A 14,704-nucleotide genomic window follows, 5' to 3' on the forward strand; every position below is an offset into this window, starting at 1 on the left:
GGTGACAGTTGAGTGACACTGATGTGAAGCACTCTCAGTCAGGACGAATCTTGCGCAGGCCATCGTGCGCGAGGCTGCCCTAAACCGGCTTTTCCGTCTTATACTAGCCAACTTATCGCCTGGGCCAAGCGCCCATGCCAGTACAATCCAAGGAGTTTTCTATGCGCTGGAGCAATCGTCTAGCTCAGCTTTGTGTGTGTGCCAGCGTGTTGCTGGTTCCGTTCGCAGCCCAGGCTGCCACGGAAGAAGACCCTTGGGAAAGCGTCAACCGTCCTATCTTCCAGTTTAATGATTTTGTCGACACCTATGCGCTGAAGCCGATCGCTCAGGGCTATCAGTTCGTGACGCCGCAGTTTCTGGAAGACGGGATTCACAACATGTTTCGCAACGTCGGTGATGTCACCAACCTTGCCAACAACGTTTTGCAGGTCAAGCCGGCAGCCGCGGGCGTAGACACGGCGCGATTGATCTTCAACACCACCTTCGGCTTGCTGGGCTTCTTCGATGTCGGCACGAAGATGGGCCTGAATCGTAGCGATGAAGACTTTGGCCAGACGCTCGGTTACTGGGGCGTGGGCAGCGGCCCGTACGTCATGCTGCCGCTGTTGGGTCCAAGCACGTTGCGTGATGCACCCTCCAAGTACGTTGACGGCTACACCGGCCCATACCGCTATATCAACGACGTGCCCGTGCGTAACTCGATCTTCGGCCTGAATATCGTCGATACCCGCGCCAGCTTGCTGTCGAGCGAGAAGTTGATCACCGGCGACAAGTACACCTTCATCCGCAATGCGTATTTGCAGAACCGCGAGTTCAAAGTCAAAGACGGCCAGGTCGAAGACGATTTTTGATCTCGACCGGTAAAATGAAGAAGGCGGCCAATCGGCCGCCTTCTTTCGTTTGGGGCCGGGCTTATTTCATCTTCAAGATTGTAAGCCCGAGTTTCTGACTGCCACCGTCCTGTTCTTTTACCCAGACCACTTCGGTGTCGGCTTCAAGCCCCTTGAGCGCTGCGTGATCGGAATCGATGCGCACGCTGATGCGGTCACCGACCTTGAACAGGCGGGGTGCCTCGACCTGCATGCCACTGCTGGAAAGGTCGATGCAGACGGCTGGCACCTCATCGCCTTCGTGAATCAGCGACACATCGGCATCGACCCGCATGCGGATGAAATCGCGCTTTTCGCTGTAGTCCCGATCGGTTTGGCTCATGGGCTTCATCCTTCCATTGGGTTACGGATTTGCCTGTTCTTATAACTCCCGGTGATTTGACAAGTAAAGACGTCAAGCGACCATCGGCGTGAGCTTGAAACGCCCCGCGGATGGGAGTACCGTCTGCGCCTTAGAAGGGCACCTCTGGTGTACCTGTGTGTAGGGCAAATGCCCGATAACGGTGCGACAGAGAGGCTAGAAAGCGAATCCAGTAGTGTGAGCCGGGCTAAAACCCGTGCCTGCTACGCCAACCTAATTCTGGCGCCGTTTGCCCACATGCCAAAAACCAGTGCCACGCTGCTGATAATCGATGATGACGAAGTAGTGCGCGCGAGTCTCGCGGCCTACTTGGAAGACAGTGGTTTCAGTGTCCTGCAGGCCAGCAATGGCCAGCAGGGTCTTCAGGTATTCGAGCAAGACAAGCCCGACTTGGTCATCTGCGATCTGCGCATGCCGCAGATGGGCGGACTCGAACTCATTCGCCAGGTCACCGAGCTGTCGCCGCAAACGCCGGTGATTGTGGTTTCGGGTGCCGGTGTGATGAACGACGCGGTCGAGGCCCTGCGCCTGGGCGCGGCGGACTACCTGATCAAGCCTCTCGAAGATCTGGCGGTGCTCGAGCACTCTGTGCGCCGGGCCCTGGATCGCGCGCGCCTGCTGCTGGAAAACCAGCGCTACCGCGAGAAGCTGGAAAAGGCCAACCGCGAGCTCGCCGCCAGCCTGAACCTGCTCCAGGAAGACCAGAACGCCGGTCGCCAGGTGCAGATGAACATGCTGCCGGTCAGCCCCTGGACCATCGACGAGTTCCAGTTTGCTCACCAGATCATCCCGTCGCTGTACCTGTCGGGTGATTTCGTTGACTACTTTCGGGTCGACGAGCGTCGGGTAGCCTTCTACCTGGCGGATGTTTCCGGTCATGGCGCCTCTTCAGCCTTCGTAACCGTGCTGTTGAAGTTCATGACCACGCGCTTGCTGTTCGAATCCAAGCGCAGCGGCACATTGCCGGAATTCAAGCCTTCAGAAGTCCTTGGTCATATCAACCGGGGCCTGATCAGTTGTAAGCTGGGTAAACACGTCACAATGGTCGGTGGAGTCATCGACGAGGAGACAGGTTTGTTGACCTATAGCATCGGTGGTCATTTGCCGTTGCCTGTGTTGTACACGCCAGACAGTGTTCGTTATCTGGAAGGGCGCGGTCTGCCGGTGGGCCTCTTCAATGAAGCCACCTATGAAGACCACGTGCTGGAGCTGCCGCCGACGTTCAGCCTGACGCTGATGTCCGATGGCATTCTGGACCTTTTGCCAGAACCTACACTCAAAGAAAAAGAAGCGGCTTTGCCCCAACGGGTCAAGGCAGCGGGCGGCAGCCTGGATGGTCTGCGGCAGGTTTTTGGATTGGCCACGCTAGGGGAGATGCCGGATGATATCGCCCTGTTGGTGTTGAGCAGGAATCTTTGATGAGTACCGGTAGAATCCAGTTCGCCGAGCAGGACGGCACCTTCGTCCTGAAGTTCGTCGGTGAAGTTCGCCTGACCCTGTGTTCGGCGTTGGATGCGACTATTGAGCGGATCTTCACCGCGTTGAACTTCAACGCGATCGTGATCGACCTGACCGAAACCCGCAGCATCGACAGCACCACCCTGGGCCTGCTGGCCAAACTGTCGATCCTGTCGCGGCAAAAGGTCGGCCTGCTGCCGACCGTCGTCACCACCCACGAAGACATCACCCGTCTGCTGCAGTCCATGGGCTTCGAGCAAGTGTTCAACATCGTTGACCGCCCGATCCCGTGCCCTGAATGCCTGACCGACCTGCCAGACCAGGATCAGTCCGAGGAAGTGGTGCGGATCAAAGTGCTCGAGGCACACAAAATCCTCATGGGCCTGAACGACTCCAATCGTGAAGCGTTCCATGATCTGGTGAATGCGCTAGAGCGTCACTGATTCCTGTGGGAGCGGGCTTGCTCGCGAAAGCGGTGGGTCTCTAATCCTTGTATTCACTGACACAACGCTTTCGCGAGCAAGCCCGCTCCCACAGGGGGTCTGTGTACATTCTCGCGATGGCGGCCTGACAAGCAACCGAATTCAACGCATAAAAAAGGGCGAACCTGTGAGGGTTCGCCCTTTTTGCGTTTGCTCTGACTGAATCAGAGCTTGGCTTGCAGCAATGCCTCAAGTTTTTCCTGGTCACGAGCGAACTGACGAATCCCCTCAGCCAGTTTCTCGGTCGCCATCGCATCTTCGTTGGACAACCAGCGGAACTGCGCTTCATTCAGGCTCAAGCGCGCTTCACCCGCATGGCCCGGGGCCAACTTGCGCTCCAGCTTGCCGGTGTCTGCTGCCAGCTTCTCCAGCAGGTCCGGGCTGATGGTCAGGCGATCACACCCGGCCAACTGCTCGATCTGGTTCAGGTTACGGAAGCTCGCACCCATGACCACGGTCTTGTAGTCATTGGCCTTGTAGTAGTTGTAGATGCGCGTCACCGACTGCACGCCCGGATCATCCGCGCCGGTGTAGTCGTTGCCGTTGGCTTTCTTGTACCAGTCGTAGATGCGGCCTACGAACGGCGAAATCAGGAACACGCCAGCGTCAGCACACGCCGCAGCCTGCGCAAACGAGAACAGCAGCGTCAGGTTGGTTTGAATGCCTTCTTTTTCCAGCTTCTCGGCGGCGCGAATGCCTTCCCAGGTGGAGGCGATCTTGATCAGCACGCGGTCGCGGCCGATGCCGGCCTTGTCGTACAGCTCGATCAGACGGTGCGCACGCTTCAATACGGCGTCAGTGTCGAACGAAAGGCGCGCATCCACTTCGGTGGAAATACGGCCCGGTACAACTTTCAGAATCTCTTGCCCTACCGCCACGCCAAAACGGTCGCTGGCCAGGCCCACATCGCCCTTGCAGTCGTGAACGCAGGCGTTCAGCAACTCGGCATAACCGGGAATAGCCGCCGCTTTCAGCAGCAGGGAAGGGTTGGTAGTAGCGTCGACGGGTTTTACGCGAGCGATAGCTTCGAAGTCGCCGGTGTCGGCAACGACGGTAGTCATTTGTTTGAGTTGTTCCAGCTTGGAAGTCATGGGCGTGCTCTGTCCTATGGGTCTAATGACATTACCCGAGCGCTGACAGCCACTCAAGGGCGCATGTACGTATCGGTGGCCCCGTGGGCAACAACCGGGAAACGGATGTTTGAAAGGCGGGGCGCGGGTATCGGTTAATACGATGCCAAAACGCGGCGCAGGTTCAAAGCATCTGACCGTTGACGGCTCTCCGACAACTCCTGCGCTTGCGCTGCCATGCCTGCATTCGGGGGGCTACGAGCGTTAAAAATGGTCAATTTCAGACGTTATAAGATGTCAAAAAGAACAACTCGGATGGCGTGTAATGTGGCGCGGATAAATGTAGGTGTTGGATGGGAAGATGATTTCACAGGAGGAACGGGTGTCCGCCATGGTGGAGGCCTTCGATGATCTTATTCTCGGTTATGCCTTGAAAAAACTGAGCCATGTATTTGAAGCGTTGTTGGCTGCTTCAAAGAAAAACCACCCGGACAATTTGAAGGGCCTGGTTGAGATGGGAAGGGTGAAAGCTGCCAGGAAAATCCCCGGTTGGCTGAAACGCGTGAAACACAGCCTGCCCAGTCAAGTCACTGGCGTGTTGTTGAAGCAAATGAACGACTCACAGAGATTCAAACATGACCTGCGCTTCGAAGCGCAAGCCGTATTGTTCGAGGTGCTGGTGGAGGAATCGCTGGCAATGGACGCTGCGAGTTATGCAGAGTGGATTAAAGGAAGCCGCATTTAATGTAGAGAGGCTTCATTCGGTGGGTGACTTCAATAACATCCTCACGGCAGTCTCCGCAGGTTTTGATGTTCCGTCAGACGACTTCAAGCCGAAACTTCGCTCGCGATCATTGCTGCCAGAGTCGCTGTTTTTCCACTCGTAAAGGGATGTCAGCGGGATATTCAGTTTTTTGACGTCCGAGATGAAGCTAGAGATGCGTGATGCTTGGCCGGTGGTGCCTCCGATTGAACTAAGCGAAGGCACGCCCCATTCGGTAATAACCCCTGGCACATGGAAGTTCTCAAGGATAAACGCTTGAGTACGGCTGATCTCGGTGCCCGACATGCCATAGGGGTGGTAGGAAACAGCACTCAGGCATTGCGGGTAATCCTTCAGGATTTTAGCCAGTGCGACGGTCGCCTTCGAGTCTTTGGCAGGCGCCTTCGCGAACCCAAACCCGATCAGTGGCGTTGAGTGATCCCGCTGTTGTAACGCGTTGCACACTGCGCTCATGAAAGGCACGAAGGTGACTTCAAAGTCCTGGGTGGGCCAGTATTTTGGCAAGTCCGGTTCATTCCATATTTCAATGGCGACAAGCTGCGTGCTGTAGGTGTTTTCCAGGCTGATGACCGAGTTCGCGAAGGAATCTCCAGCGGTGGCGAGATCCCGGTCACTGTTTTGCGTTTTGTGGGTTAACGCTTTGGTCGAACGAACGGTCATCAATACCGGCAACTCGGCAGATTTGGCGGCAGCGAAGGCTTCATTGATCTGGTGTTGGTAGGCCGGGTTGCCCAGGCTGTTGGTCCATACGCCAAAGCGCACGAATCCGAACCCGGCGGCTTTGATCTGGTCGGCGTCGGCGGCTGAGAAATTCTGAATCTTCACCTGGACGCCTATTGTCTTGTTGTCTTGCGCCAGCGTTGAAAAAGCCTGGCTGGCATCAGCGTGGCTGAATGCGCCAAGTATAAATAGTGTTGAAGTGGCAATCAGTCGCAAACGCGGGGAGGGCATATCTGGATTTCCTGATGATTCAATGTGAGCCGGGTGAAAATAGCATTAGTCAGTTAATACAGCGATATCATCAATTCTCTATTGCAGACACTTCATTGTTAATTTTTGTCGGATAAATAACTTTCTGGTCCCGGTTGTTATTTATGGTCCGGCTTTCCGGTTGGGCGTTTTTTAGGTGTCGTGGTATTTAATACGAAAGTATTTTCACGATGGATCCCTCTCTGAGTGCGGGACGATCATATCGGCACTCAACTCCTCGCTATACGTTGGCCGATTCGACACTACACGGGAAGAGTAGCCTTGTTCAGAAATATTCTTGTGGTGTGCGTCGGTAATATTTGCCGAAGTCCTACCGCTGAACTGTTGCTTCGCCATGCGCTGCAACCTTCAGGTATCTCGGTGACCTCCGCGGGACTCAGCGCGCGGGTGGGTGAATCTATTGAGCCCGACGCACTTCGGGTTCTGGAAGAGCAGGGTCATACAGCCCAAGGGTTTATAGCGCGACAGATCACGCCAGCCATTGTTAATGAATCAGACCTTATTCTGGTCATGGAAAAAGAGCATGTGCAGGGCGTACTAAAGATTGCATCACACGCCAGAGGCAAAGTGTTTCTTCTGGGGAAGTGGCAGAGCGAGCGCGAAATAAAGGACCCGTATCGTCAAGGAAAAGCTGCTTTTGTCCATGCCCACGCATTGATTGAAGATGCCGTTTGCTCATGGGCGCAGCGCCTCGGACGTTGATGGACGAATTTTCAGATCAGTAATAATGGTAAAAGAATAGACCTTATGCAGTTACCGTCAGTAATCAACACCCGGGATCAAGATAAAGACGAAATTGATCTGCTCGGTTTATTAGGCACATTGATTGACCATAAATGGTTGATCGGTGCCATCACCGGGGCGTTCATGGTGACCGGTGCCGCGTATTCGGTTTTATCGCCACCCGTGTATCTGGCGAACGCGCTTGTCCAGGTCGAGCCGAAAAAGAACGACATGCTGGGGTTCTCGGATATCAGCAGCATGCTCGGTGGGCAATCACCGGCGGCTACCGAGATCGGCATCATCAAGTCCCGCGCGGTCATCGGTAAAACGGTCGATGATCTGCGTCTTGATATTGTGATCACCCCCAACACCTTTCCCGTTATCGGCGGTTTTCTCGCACGGCGATATAAAAGCACCCCCACTGAAAGTGTTTCGCCGCCACGTTTCGGCATGAACAGCTATGCGTGGGGCGGCGAGCGGCTTGATATCGAACAACTCCATCTGCCGAATGAGTTGTTGGGCAAGAAACTGACGCTGGTTGCCGAAGAGCGGAATCGATTCAAGCTCTACGATGACAATGGCGGTTTGTTGGTCAGCGGCGCCACTGGCGAATCCGTCGCACAAGAGGGGGTCGAGGTGCTCATCGCGAGCATGAACGCGAATCCAGGCACCCAGTTCGAAGTGGTGCGCAATCCACGCATTGTCACCATTCAGAATTACCAGGACGCCCTCGAAGTCTCGGAGCAAGGTAAAGAGTCGGGCATTATTAGCCTGGCCTTGGCCAGCACTGACTACACCTTGGCGGTGAAGATTCTCAACAAGGTCTCCAGGCTTTATGTGCAGCAGAATGTGCAACGCACTTCTGCCGAAGCGGCCCAGAGCCTGGAGTTCCTGCAGGCGCAACTTCCGCAAGTCAAAGACGATCTGGTCAAAGCCAGTAACGCGCTGAACAGCTATCAGACCCGCGGTAATACGGTAAACATTTCGCTCGAAACCAAGTCTGTGCTGGAACAGATTGTGGTGCTGGATACGCGCATCTCGGATCTGAAACTCCAGCAAGCGGACATGGATCGAAAGTTCACCCGTGAGCACCCGGCCTACCGCGCCTTGATGGCTCAGATGGGCGATTTGAACAAGCAGCGACAAGGCTTGGAAAAGAAGGTCCAGGGGCTTCCGGCGACCCAGCAGGAACTGTTGAACCTGACCCGTGACGTGGAAGTGGCGACCCAGATCTATACCCAACTTCTGAATAAATCCCAGGAGCTGGACATCGTCAGGGCAGGGGCGGTCGGCAATGCGCGGCTGATTGATACGGCGGACGTCGACATCACCACCCCGGTCAAACCCCGCAAAGCCCTGATTGTCCTGATTGCAACTTTCCTGGGTGGCTTTGTCGGTGTTGCCCTGGTGTTGGTGCGTAAATCGCTGAGCAGAGGACTCGAAGGACCAGAAGCCATCGAGCAACTTGGACTGCCTGTCTATGCCTCCATTCCTTACAGTGCCTTGCAACAAGAAGAGGACACTAAAAAAGTCCGGCTGGGTGACAGTGCCAGCAACCAGGCGTTTCTATTGGCGTTGCGTAATCCCACTGACCTGTCCATCGAATCGATACGCAGCCTGCGCACCTGTCTGCACTTTGCAGGGCTGGATGCGACCAACAACCGGATCATGATTTCCGGCCCGAGCCCCCAGGTTGGCAAGACGTTTGTCTCCTCTAACCTGGCCGCGGTCATTGCGCAAAGTGGACAGAGAGTCGTACTGATCGATGCCGATATGCGCAAAGGTCACCTGCACAAGACATTGGCGACTCCGATCAGCAACGGCTTGTCCGATCTGTTGACCAAGCGCTGCAGCATTGAGCAAGCGATCAACAAACTCGAAGTCGATAACCTGCATTTCATCAGTCGTGGACAAGTACCGCCCAACCCTTCCGAGTTGTTGATGCATGCCAACTTCAGAGAACTCCTGGCGGAACTCAGTGAACTCTACGACGTGGTGATTATCGACACGCCACCTCTTCTGGCCGTGACCGATGCGGCAATCGTCGGGCGTGAAGCCGCCATCAATCTGATCGTGACGCGCTTCGGGGTGAATCCAGCCAAAGAGATCGAATTGACGATTCGTCGATTTGCTCAGAACGGTATCGAATTGAAAGGCGCGATTTTTAACGGCGTCGAGAAGCGGGCGTCCAGCTATTACGGTAATGGCGGCTACGGCTATTACAACTATGAATACGCCTCTGACAAAGCGTGATGCGAGTTCTATCTGTCAGGTAATCAGGTTGAGAGTGGTTAACGATCGTTAACCACTTTCCGGGTTTCTTTTGCCCCGCGACTACGTTCATGGAATTGGGTGGATTGTGAAAAAAATACTACACGTGGCGGAAACGATCAAAGGTGGCGTTGCGACGGTCATCCGGACGATATCGACCCCTCCTGAGGGCGACGCCCAGCAGTATGAACTGGTCTATTTGATCCCGTTCGACCAGAAAAAAGAACTGCATGGCATTGATGAAAAAGACATCCGAACCTTCTCCCGGAACAAGAGAGATGTGGTGTCCCTGCTGCGATTTGCCTGGCAACTCATGCGGGTGATCTTCAAGGAAAAACCGGATGTCGTGCATTTACACAGCACGTTCTCCGGCGTCATTGGTCGATGTGTTTGCCTGGTCATGCGTCCTTGGCGGTCACCAAAAATCATCTATTGCCCGCACGCATTTTCGTTCTTGATGGAAAGCTCTCCGGCTAAACAGAAAGTGTATTCGCTGATTGAACGGCTTCTGCAAAAAGTCACGGATGTGATTATCTGTGTCAGTCAGTATGAGTTGGATAAAGCGGCCTCGTTTGGTATCGACCGCCACCGCATGAAGCTGATCTACAACGGCATTCATTATAAAACCGATGAGAGCCTGTCCAGCCAGCGCACAGATATTCAACTTCTGTTTGTAGGGCGGCTGGACTATCAGAAGGGCTTTGATGTTTTGCTCAAGGCATTCACGGCAGTCGAACGCACCGACTTGAAACTGACAGTTGTCGGCAGTGCGGTGAATGAGGAACCGGTCGAGTGCCCCGTCATTGACGCGGTTGAATACCTGCCTTGGGTCACCCCGGCCGAAGTGAATGCCCTTTATAAAACGGCCGATGCCCTGATTGTTCCCAGTCGCTGGGAAGGTTTTGCAATGGTTCCCCTCGAGGGAATGGCCATGGGCGTGCCCGTTATTGCCAGTGACTGTACGTCGCTGCCTGAACTGGTCACGCACGACGTCACAGGCTACATATTTTCGACCGGCGATCACCAGGCGCTCGCCAACATCCTGGTGAATATCAAGAAGCAAAAGTTGCTGGAACTCGGTACTGAAAGCCGTAAGCGGGTGCGCGAACGGTTCAGCGCAACGCTGATGATCCAGCAGACCTATGACGTGTATTCCGCTCAAACTTATTAAGTAGATATCAAGCTATGAACGTAACTATTTTGCATGGCTACAGTGCGTCAAATTCGGGTGATGGCCTTCTCGTGGATTTGGCAATCGCCTTGGTGCTGCGAAACTTTGGCAAGGACACTTTAATCAACGTCGTTGCGTCAGACCCCCAATCATTCAGTTACCTTCCCTATAAGCGATATGACGCGCCGGTCATGGCAGCTAAAGGGCTGGGGCGCGTAAAGGAAGCGGTGTTCCTCAAACAGTCTTACGCACCACTCGCAGACCTCTTGAGCACCACTGATCTGATCGTCGGGGTGGGCGGCGGGTACATGCGCTCGAAGAGCGCCTTTGAACACATCAAGCTGAAACTGGGGCATGCCAAACAACTCGAAACGGCGATCCTGAGCAAGGTGCCGTCGGTTTACCTGCCGCAAAGCATCGGCCCGTTCCACGGTGAAAGCAGTGCAATCGTAAAACACTACGCCAGTGCCGATGCGGTGTTTGTCCGCGACAACAGGTCGTCAGCCATTTTCGAATCCAATGCCAATGTTTATCGAGCGCCAGACCTGGCGGTGCAGGCGTTGGCGAAGAAGATACTTGCGCAACCCAAGTTCACCCGCTGTGCATCATCGCCGGCTGTGGTCTGCGTGGTTTTACGCAAGCCGCCGGAATGGAGCAAAGAGAAGAAAGTTGCCTACGTTGCCAACCTGAAGCTGCTGTTGAAGCGACTAAGGGCGAAAAGCAAAGTGGTTTGCGCTGTCCAAAGCGCCGTCCGTGGCAACGATGACGGCGCGTTCTATCGGGAACTCGGCATTACCGAGGACCTCTTGCCCTTGAAGGCGACGCTGGCCAGGTATCAGCCTGATCTAGTCATTTCCGTCAGGCTGCACGGAGCCATTGAGTCGCTCCTCGCCGGCGTGCCTGCGTTCCATATCAGCTATGAACGCAAAGGCTTTGGCGCCTATCAGGATATGGGCGTGGAAGACTGGGTCATCAACGGTGGAGATATCAATGTCGACACCATCATCGACACTGTTTACGCCCCGAACGCGTTGTCCAGATTCGGCAAAAAACTGACGGACACCTGCAAGGAAATCGAAGCCAAAACGGAGCTGATGGACAATATCATCAAAGGGATTGTTCGATGATATTTCGGTTGTTGCTACGGGGAGGTGCATTAGGCGCAAAGTTTTTACTGGTGTTGGCCATCACCCATTACCTGGGTTATGACGCCTTGGGTTTCTACGGCGTGGTAGTGGCCGCCTCTTTGATCGCTTCCAAGTTTTACAGCGTCGGGTTCAGCTCTGAAATCAACCGGCTGATCAGCATCGGGGGCAGTACGAAACTCGTCGTTGATAAGGTACTGGTTCTGTACCTGGCGGTGGGTTTGTTGTTATCGGTGGTCACGGTCGCACTCTACTCACTGTTCAGCGATGTTGAGGCGAGTGCCGCGTTGATTGCGTGTGTCACGCTTTTGCTGCTCACAGAGCATCTTTCCTTCGAAATAAACTCGTTTGTGTTTTCCGCACAGAAAGCCAACTGGGGCGCGTTGCTGTTTTTTATCAAGACCGGCCTCTGGGCGCTCATTGCCGTGGGCGGACTCATGGCGGGCATGGTGTCGACCATCGCCAGTGTGCTTTGGTTATGGGTGGCCACCAACCTTATGGTGATCGTGGCCGGTTACTTGATTGTGGTTAACGTTCATAAGGGGCGGGACATCAGTGCCGTCACCACGGTTTCGGTCTGGCGTGCAGGGTTGCCCTTTTATCTGGGCGGCGGGCTGATCGCATTAAGTCAGTACGCTGAGCGTTTTCTGATTCTGGACATGGAACCGTATGCCAGCCTCGGCAAGTACGTGTATTCCTGGTCCGCCGCCAACACGTTGCAAGCGTTGTCCTACGCTGTTGTCGCAGTGGTGGGCATTCCCGTGCTCGCCAAGCGCTATAAAGACAACCAGCAGGCGCTGACGGTCCGGCAGTTATTCGTGAATCAATGGGTGCTGCGCTCCCTGATTGTTTCCTGCGCGGTGGCTGTGCTGATTTATGCCTTCTTCAACATCCTGCTCGATTATGTGGCCGCGGCAGTCCCGCGCCCGGATAACCGGATACTAGCGATTCTGATTTTCTCTTTTGCCCTGCGCGCTGTCGGCGACATTGTGTGGGGAGGCCTTATTGCCTCCAAGAACAGTCGGGTTTCGTTAGCCAGTGCGGCGATCTGCCTGATCGTTTCACTGCCCGTCAGCTATGTACTCATCAAGCACTATTCAATTTATGGCGCGGCATGGGGCAATGTCTTTTCGATCATGGTGCAACTGGGCGTTATTGCGTTGCTGACCAGGTTCACCCGGTCGAAGGGGAGCTTGTAATGGCTATCACTCTACCGTCCATAGAGTTTCGCGGAAGAAAGCTCGACTCGCCCATTTCATTCCTGATTCTGTTATGCGGACTTTTTTTGTCCATTGCGATGCCGCTGTTGATGCACCGCGATCCAGGCCCTGATGCAATGACGTTGTGGACGTCATACGTTCGTTCAGACAACTGCAATTTCTGGAATCCGTTTTCGCCCGACCGGTCTTCTTACGAGTGTTCCGCCTACCTGTTGCGTCCCACCGGTATCAACCTGACCAATGCGTGGGCCTACGGGATGTTATGTAACCTTTTTCTGACCTCTATACCGGTCTTCATCTTCAAAAGAATCCCGATAACGATCTTCCTGACCTTGTGCCTGTGGGGCGTGGTCAGGTCGTTTTTCCTCGATAACCTGACCAAGGAAATCATTGTCTCGGTGGCGGTCATCGCGATTCTTTTTTTCTCCTTTTCGAAACGATACCGAGCGGGCTTTTTCCTTTCTGCGCTGTTTTACGGCGTACTGATTCGACCTTACTGGATATTGTTTTCGCTGGTCTGGGTCGGTGTGTGCGTCATGAAGAAGCATGTCTCGCGATTCAGCTTTTTCGTGATGTTGTTCATGTTCTATCTGGTGATCGCGACGGCGATTCAGTTGCTGGTCGGCTATTCCGTCTCGTCCATTCGCGCCAGTAACAACGAACAGCGGACCCTGGGTGAAGAGGGGTCAAAGTCATTGATCGTGTCGTGGATTAACGGCGGTGATTTCGTGTCGCAGGCCGTGGACTCGATGAGCATCTTTTTCAGGCTGTCCTTCCCGGTGGAGTTGATTCTGCTCTCCGGCCTGGGCCAGATCATATTCGTTGTCCTGATGATGATGACCTCGTTGCTGATGTTCAAAATGATGACGTCGAGTCATTACAAGGGCGCAACCATCGCGCCGAAAGTCAAAGAGCTGATTGCGATCCCACTGTCCTTTTTATTGGTGCAGGGTTTGTTCGAGCCGGACTTCGGCTCGTTTGCCCGACATTTCTCCATGGTGGTGCCGGTGCTGTTTCTGGGGCTGGGGTTGCAGTTGCGCTCAAGAACACCTGAGTCGGTTGAATCAAGCGTGTTGCGCTGAGGTTTGCGGTCTATGCAAAGCAAGAAAAAATCGTTGGAAATAGAAACGCTCAGGGGCCTGGCGTGCCTGTTGCTCGTGCTCTATCACGTCATAGGTCCGCTGGGTGGCGGGCTGAAAATAGACCTGGGATCGCCATTTCGGGTTCTGGCGGATTCGATGGTGTACGTCAGGATGCCGTTGTTCACCTTTATTTCGGGCTATATCTATTCGATTTACAAAATCAGAGGCAATGACTTCTCCGCTTACTGCGTGGGCAAAGTGAGAAGGTTGATCGTGCCTCTGTTTTTTGTCGGCATCCCGTTCTCGGTGCTGCAGGTTGTCGGGCCGGGTGTGAACAAAGACCTCGGTTTAACGGAAGCCTTGTTGTCGTTCTACGTGCCGGTTAACCATTTCTGGTTTTTGCAGGCGGTTTTTATCATCTTCATGTTTGTCGGTTTTCTGCGGTGGCGCGGTCTACTGCAAACAGCGACGCGGTTGTATCTGTTGTTTTTGTTTTCGGCGGTGGTGTTCTTGCTGCCGTCCTTTCCGGTCGATGCGTTTGGCATTAATGGCGCCGTCTATTTGTTGCCGTTCTTCGTGACGGGAATGATTTGCCACGAAAAGGTCAACGCTTTAAAGCAATCGCTGAAAGTGATCGGGCCGGTGGTGTTCGTCTTGATCTCGGTTACGCTGCTTTATATCGCGGCGGTGGATCGCGAACTCATTGTCGATCGCCGAAGCCTGGTCGGTTTGCTCGTTGGCTGTACGTCCTGCGTCGCGTTACTGTCGAGTGATATGCGCTCCAAAGCACTGATCTGGCTCGGCGGATACTCTTACGCCATCTTCCTCTTTCACGTGCTGTTTGCCGCCAGCTCGCGGTTCGCCTTGGGGCGTTTGGGCGTCACGGACGAAAGCATCCTGGTCTTGGGCGGTGTGTTGTGCGGATTGTTGGGACCGGTGGTGCTGTCGAATATCTTCAGTCGTTTCGCCATTACTTCAGTTCTGTTTTTGGGCGAACGTGCGAGCAGCAAAAAGACTCCAGAGGTCGGGTTGAAGGTGCCTCAATCCTGAGCGCCGA

The 14,704-nt window shown here is 54.4% G+C and carries 14 protein-coding genes; 11 read left to right on the forward strand and 3 right to left on the reverse strand.

Annotation, left to right across the window (positions count from 1 at the left end; all coding sequences use genetic code 11):
- Positions 1–161 precede the first annotated feature (161 nt).
- On the forward strand, positions 162–851 hold the full coding sequence (locus ACA049_RS10180; RefSeq protein ID WP_497335080.1) for an MlaA family lipoprotein: 690 nt from the start codon (positions 162–164) through the stop codon (positions 849–851).
- A gap of 61 nt (positions 852–912) precedes the next feature.
- On the opposite strand, the gene ACA049_RS10185 is transcribed toward ACA049_RS10180, so the two are convergent.
- Positions 913–1,212 carry a PilZ domain-containing protein gene (locus ACA049_RS10185; RefSeq protein ID WP_438661898.1) on the reverse strand — a complete coding sequence of 100 codons (300 nt, stop codon included), beginning with the start codon at positions 1,210–1,212 and terminating at the stop codon, positions 913–915.
- Between the two features lie 276 nt (positions 1,213–1,488).
- Here ACA049_RS10185 and rssB point away from each other — a divergent pair, with 276 nt between their 5' ends.
- Together rssB and rssC are read left to right on the forward strand one after the other, a co-directional pair.
- Complete coding sequence (gene rssB, locus ACA049_RS10190; RefSeq protein WP_010456296.1) at positions 1,489–2,670, forward strand: two-component system response regulator RssB; 1,182 nt, start codon at positions 1,489–1,491, stop codon at positions 2,668–2,670.
- A complete protein-coding gene (gene rssC, locus ACA049_RS10195; protein ID WP_007935262.1) occupies positions 2,670–3,152 on the forward strand; it encodes an anti-sigma factor antagonist RssC in 483 nt (160 codons plus the stop codon). The genes rssB and rssC overlap by 1 nt, the downstream gene beginning before the upstream one ends.
- A 203-nt stretch (positions 3,153–3,355) precedes the next feature.
- Here rssC and tal read toward each other — a convergent pair whose 3' ends face one another.
- Positions 3,356–4,282: a transaldolase gene (tal, locus tag ACA049_RS10200; RefSeq protein ID WP_109629027.1), complete on the reverse strand. Its 927-nt coding sequence runs from the start codon at positions 4,280–4,282 to the stop codon at positions 3,356–3,358.
- 370 nt (positions 4,283–4,652) lie between these two features.
- On the opposite strand from tal, the gene ACA049_RS10205 reads away from it, so the two are divergent.
- A complete protein-coding gene (locus ACA049_RS10205; protein WP_497336807.1) occupies positions 4,653–5,006 on the forward strand; it encodes a hypothetical protein in 354 nt (117 codons plus the stop codon).
- A 12-nt stretch (positions 5,007–5,018) separates the two neighbouring features.
- Here ACA049_RS10205 and ACA049_RS10210 read toward each other — a convergent pair whose 3' ends face one another.
- Positions 5,019–5,996 (reverse strand): glycosyl hydrolase family 5, encoded by a 978-nt coding sequence (locus ACA049_RS10210; protein WP_497335082.1) that lies wholly within the window; start codon positions 5,994–5,996, stop codon positions 5,019–5,021.
- A gap of 300 nt (positions 5,997–6,296) precedes the next feature.
- On the opposite strand from ACA049_RS10210, the gene ACA049_RS10215 reads away from it, so the two are divergent.
- The 7 genes from ACA049_RS10215 (at position 6,297) to ACA049_RS10245 (ending at position 14,697) form a co-directional block, all read left to right on the forward strand.
- Positions 6,297–6,737: a low molecular weight protein-tyrosine-phosphatase gene (locus ACA049_RS10215; protein ID WP_497335084.1), complete on the forward strand. Its 441-nt coding sequence runs from the start codon at positions 6,297–6,299 to the stop codon at positions 6,735–6,737.
- A 45-nt stretch (positions 6,738–6,782) separates the two neighbouring features.
- On the forward strand, positions 6,783–9,011 hold the full coding sequence (locus tag ACA049_RS10220) for a polysaccharide biosynthesis tyrosine autokinase (protein WP_497335086.1): 2,229 nt from the start codon (positions 6,783–6,785) through the stop codon (positions 9,009–9,011).
- 106 nt (positions 9,012–9,117) lie between these two features.
- A complete protein-coding gene (locus tag ACA049_RS10225) occupies positions 9,118–10,200 on the forward strand; it encodes a glycosyltransferase (RefSeq protein ID WP_497335088.1) in 1,083 nt (360 codons plus the stop codon).
- A 14-nt stretch (positions 10,201–10,214) separates the two neighbouring features.
- On the forward strand, positions 10,215–11,327 hold the full coding sequence (locus tag ACA049_RS10230) for a polysaccharide pyruvyl transferase family protein (protein WP_497335090.1): 1,113 nt from the start codon (positions 10,215–10,217) through the stop codon (positions 11,325–11,327).
- A complete protein-coding gene (locus ACA049_RS10235; RefSeq protein ID WP_497335092.1) occupies positions 11,324–12,544 on the forward strand; it encodes an MATE family efflux transporter in 1,221 nt (406 codons plus the stop codon). Before ACA049_RS10230 ends, ACA049_RS10235 begins: the two co-directional genes overlap by 4 nt.
- Entirely contained in the window at positions 12,544–13,647 is a 1,104-nt protein-coding gene (locus ACA049_RS10240) for a hypothetical protein (protein WP_497336809.1), read from the forward strand. Before ACA049_RS10235 ends, ACA049_RS10240 begins: the two co-directional genes overlap by 1 nt.
- A 12-nt stretch (positions 13,648–13,659) precedes the next feature.
- The gene (locus ACA049_RS10245) at positions 13,660–14,697 is read left to right on the forward strand and encodes an acyltransferase family protein (protein WP_497335094.1); all 1,038 of its coding nucleotides are present in this window, start codon (positions 13,660–13,662) and stop codon (positions 14,695–14,697) included.
- Positions 14,698–14,704 lie beyond the last annotated feature (7 nt).

The organism is Pseudomonas sp. LBUM1662, assembly GCF_059695915.1.

Bases quoted from the DNA above. Each gene is read 5' to 3' on its own strand.
- ACA049_RS10180 (WP_497335080.1), top strand. From the start codon at position 162: ATGCGCTGGAGCAATCGTCTAGCTCAGCTTTGTGTGTGTGCCAGCGTG.
- ACA049_RS10185 (WP_438661898.1), bottom strand. From the start codon at position 1,212: ATGAGCCAAACCGATCGGGACTACAGCGAAAAGCGCGATTTCATCCGC.
- rssB (WP_010456296.1), top strand. From the start codon at position 1,489: ATGCCAAAAACCAGTGCCACGCTGCTGATAATCGATGATGACGAAGTA.
- rssC (WP_007935262.1), top strand. From the start codon at position 2,670: ATGAGTACCGGTAGAATCCAGTTCGCCGAGCAGGACGGCACCTTCGTC.
- tal (WP_109629027.1), bottom strand. From the start codon at position 4,282: ATGACTTCCAAGCTGGAACAACTCAAACAAATGACTACCGTCGTTGCC.
- ACA049_RS10205 (WP_497336807.1), top strand. From the start codon at position 4,653: ATGGTGGAGGCCTTCGATGATCTTATTCTCGGTTATGCCTTGAAAAAA.
- ACA049_RS10210 (WP_497335082.1), bottom strand. From the start codon at position 5,996: ATGCCCTCCCCGCGTTTGCGACTGATTGCCACTTCAACACTATTTATA.
- ACA049_RS10220 (WP_497335086.1), top strand. From the start codon at position 6,783: ATGCAGTTACCGTCAGTAATCAACACCCGGGATCAAGATAAAGACGAA.
- ACA049_RS10230 (WP_497335090.1), top strand. From the start codon at position 10,215: ATGAACGTAACTATTTTGCATGGCTACAGTGCGTCAAATTCGGGTGAT.
- ACA049_RS10235 (WP_497335092.1), top strand. From the start codon at position 11,324: ATGATATTTCGGTTGTTGCTACGGGGAGGTGCATTAGGCGCAAAGTTT.
- ACA049_RS10240 (WP_497336809.1), top strand. From the start codon at position 12,544: ATGGCTATCACTCTACCGTCCATAGAGTTTCGCGGAAGAAAGCTCGAC.
- ACA049_RS10245 (WP_497335094.1), top strand. From the start codon at position 13,660: ATGCAAAGCAAGAAAAAATCGTTGGAAATAGAAACGCTCAGGGGCCTG.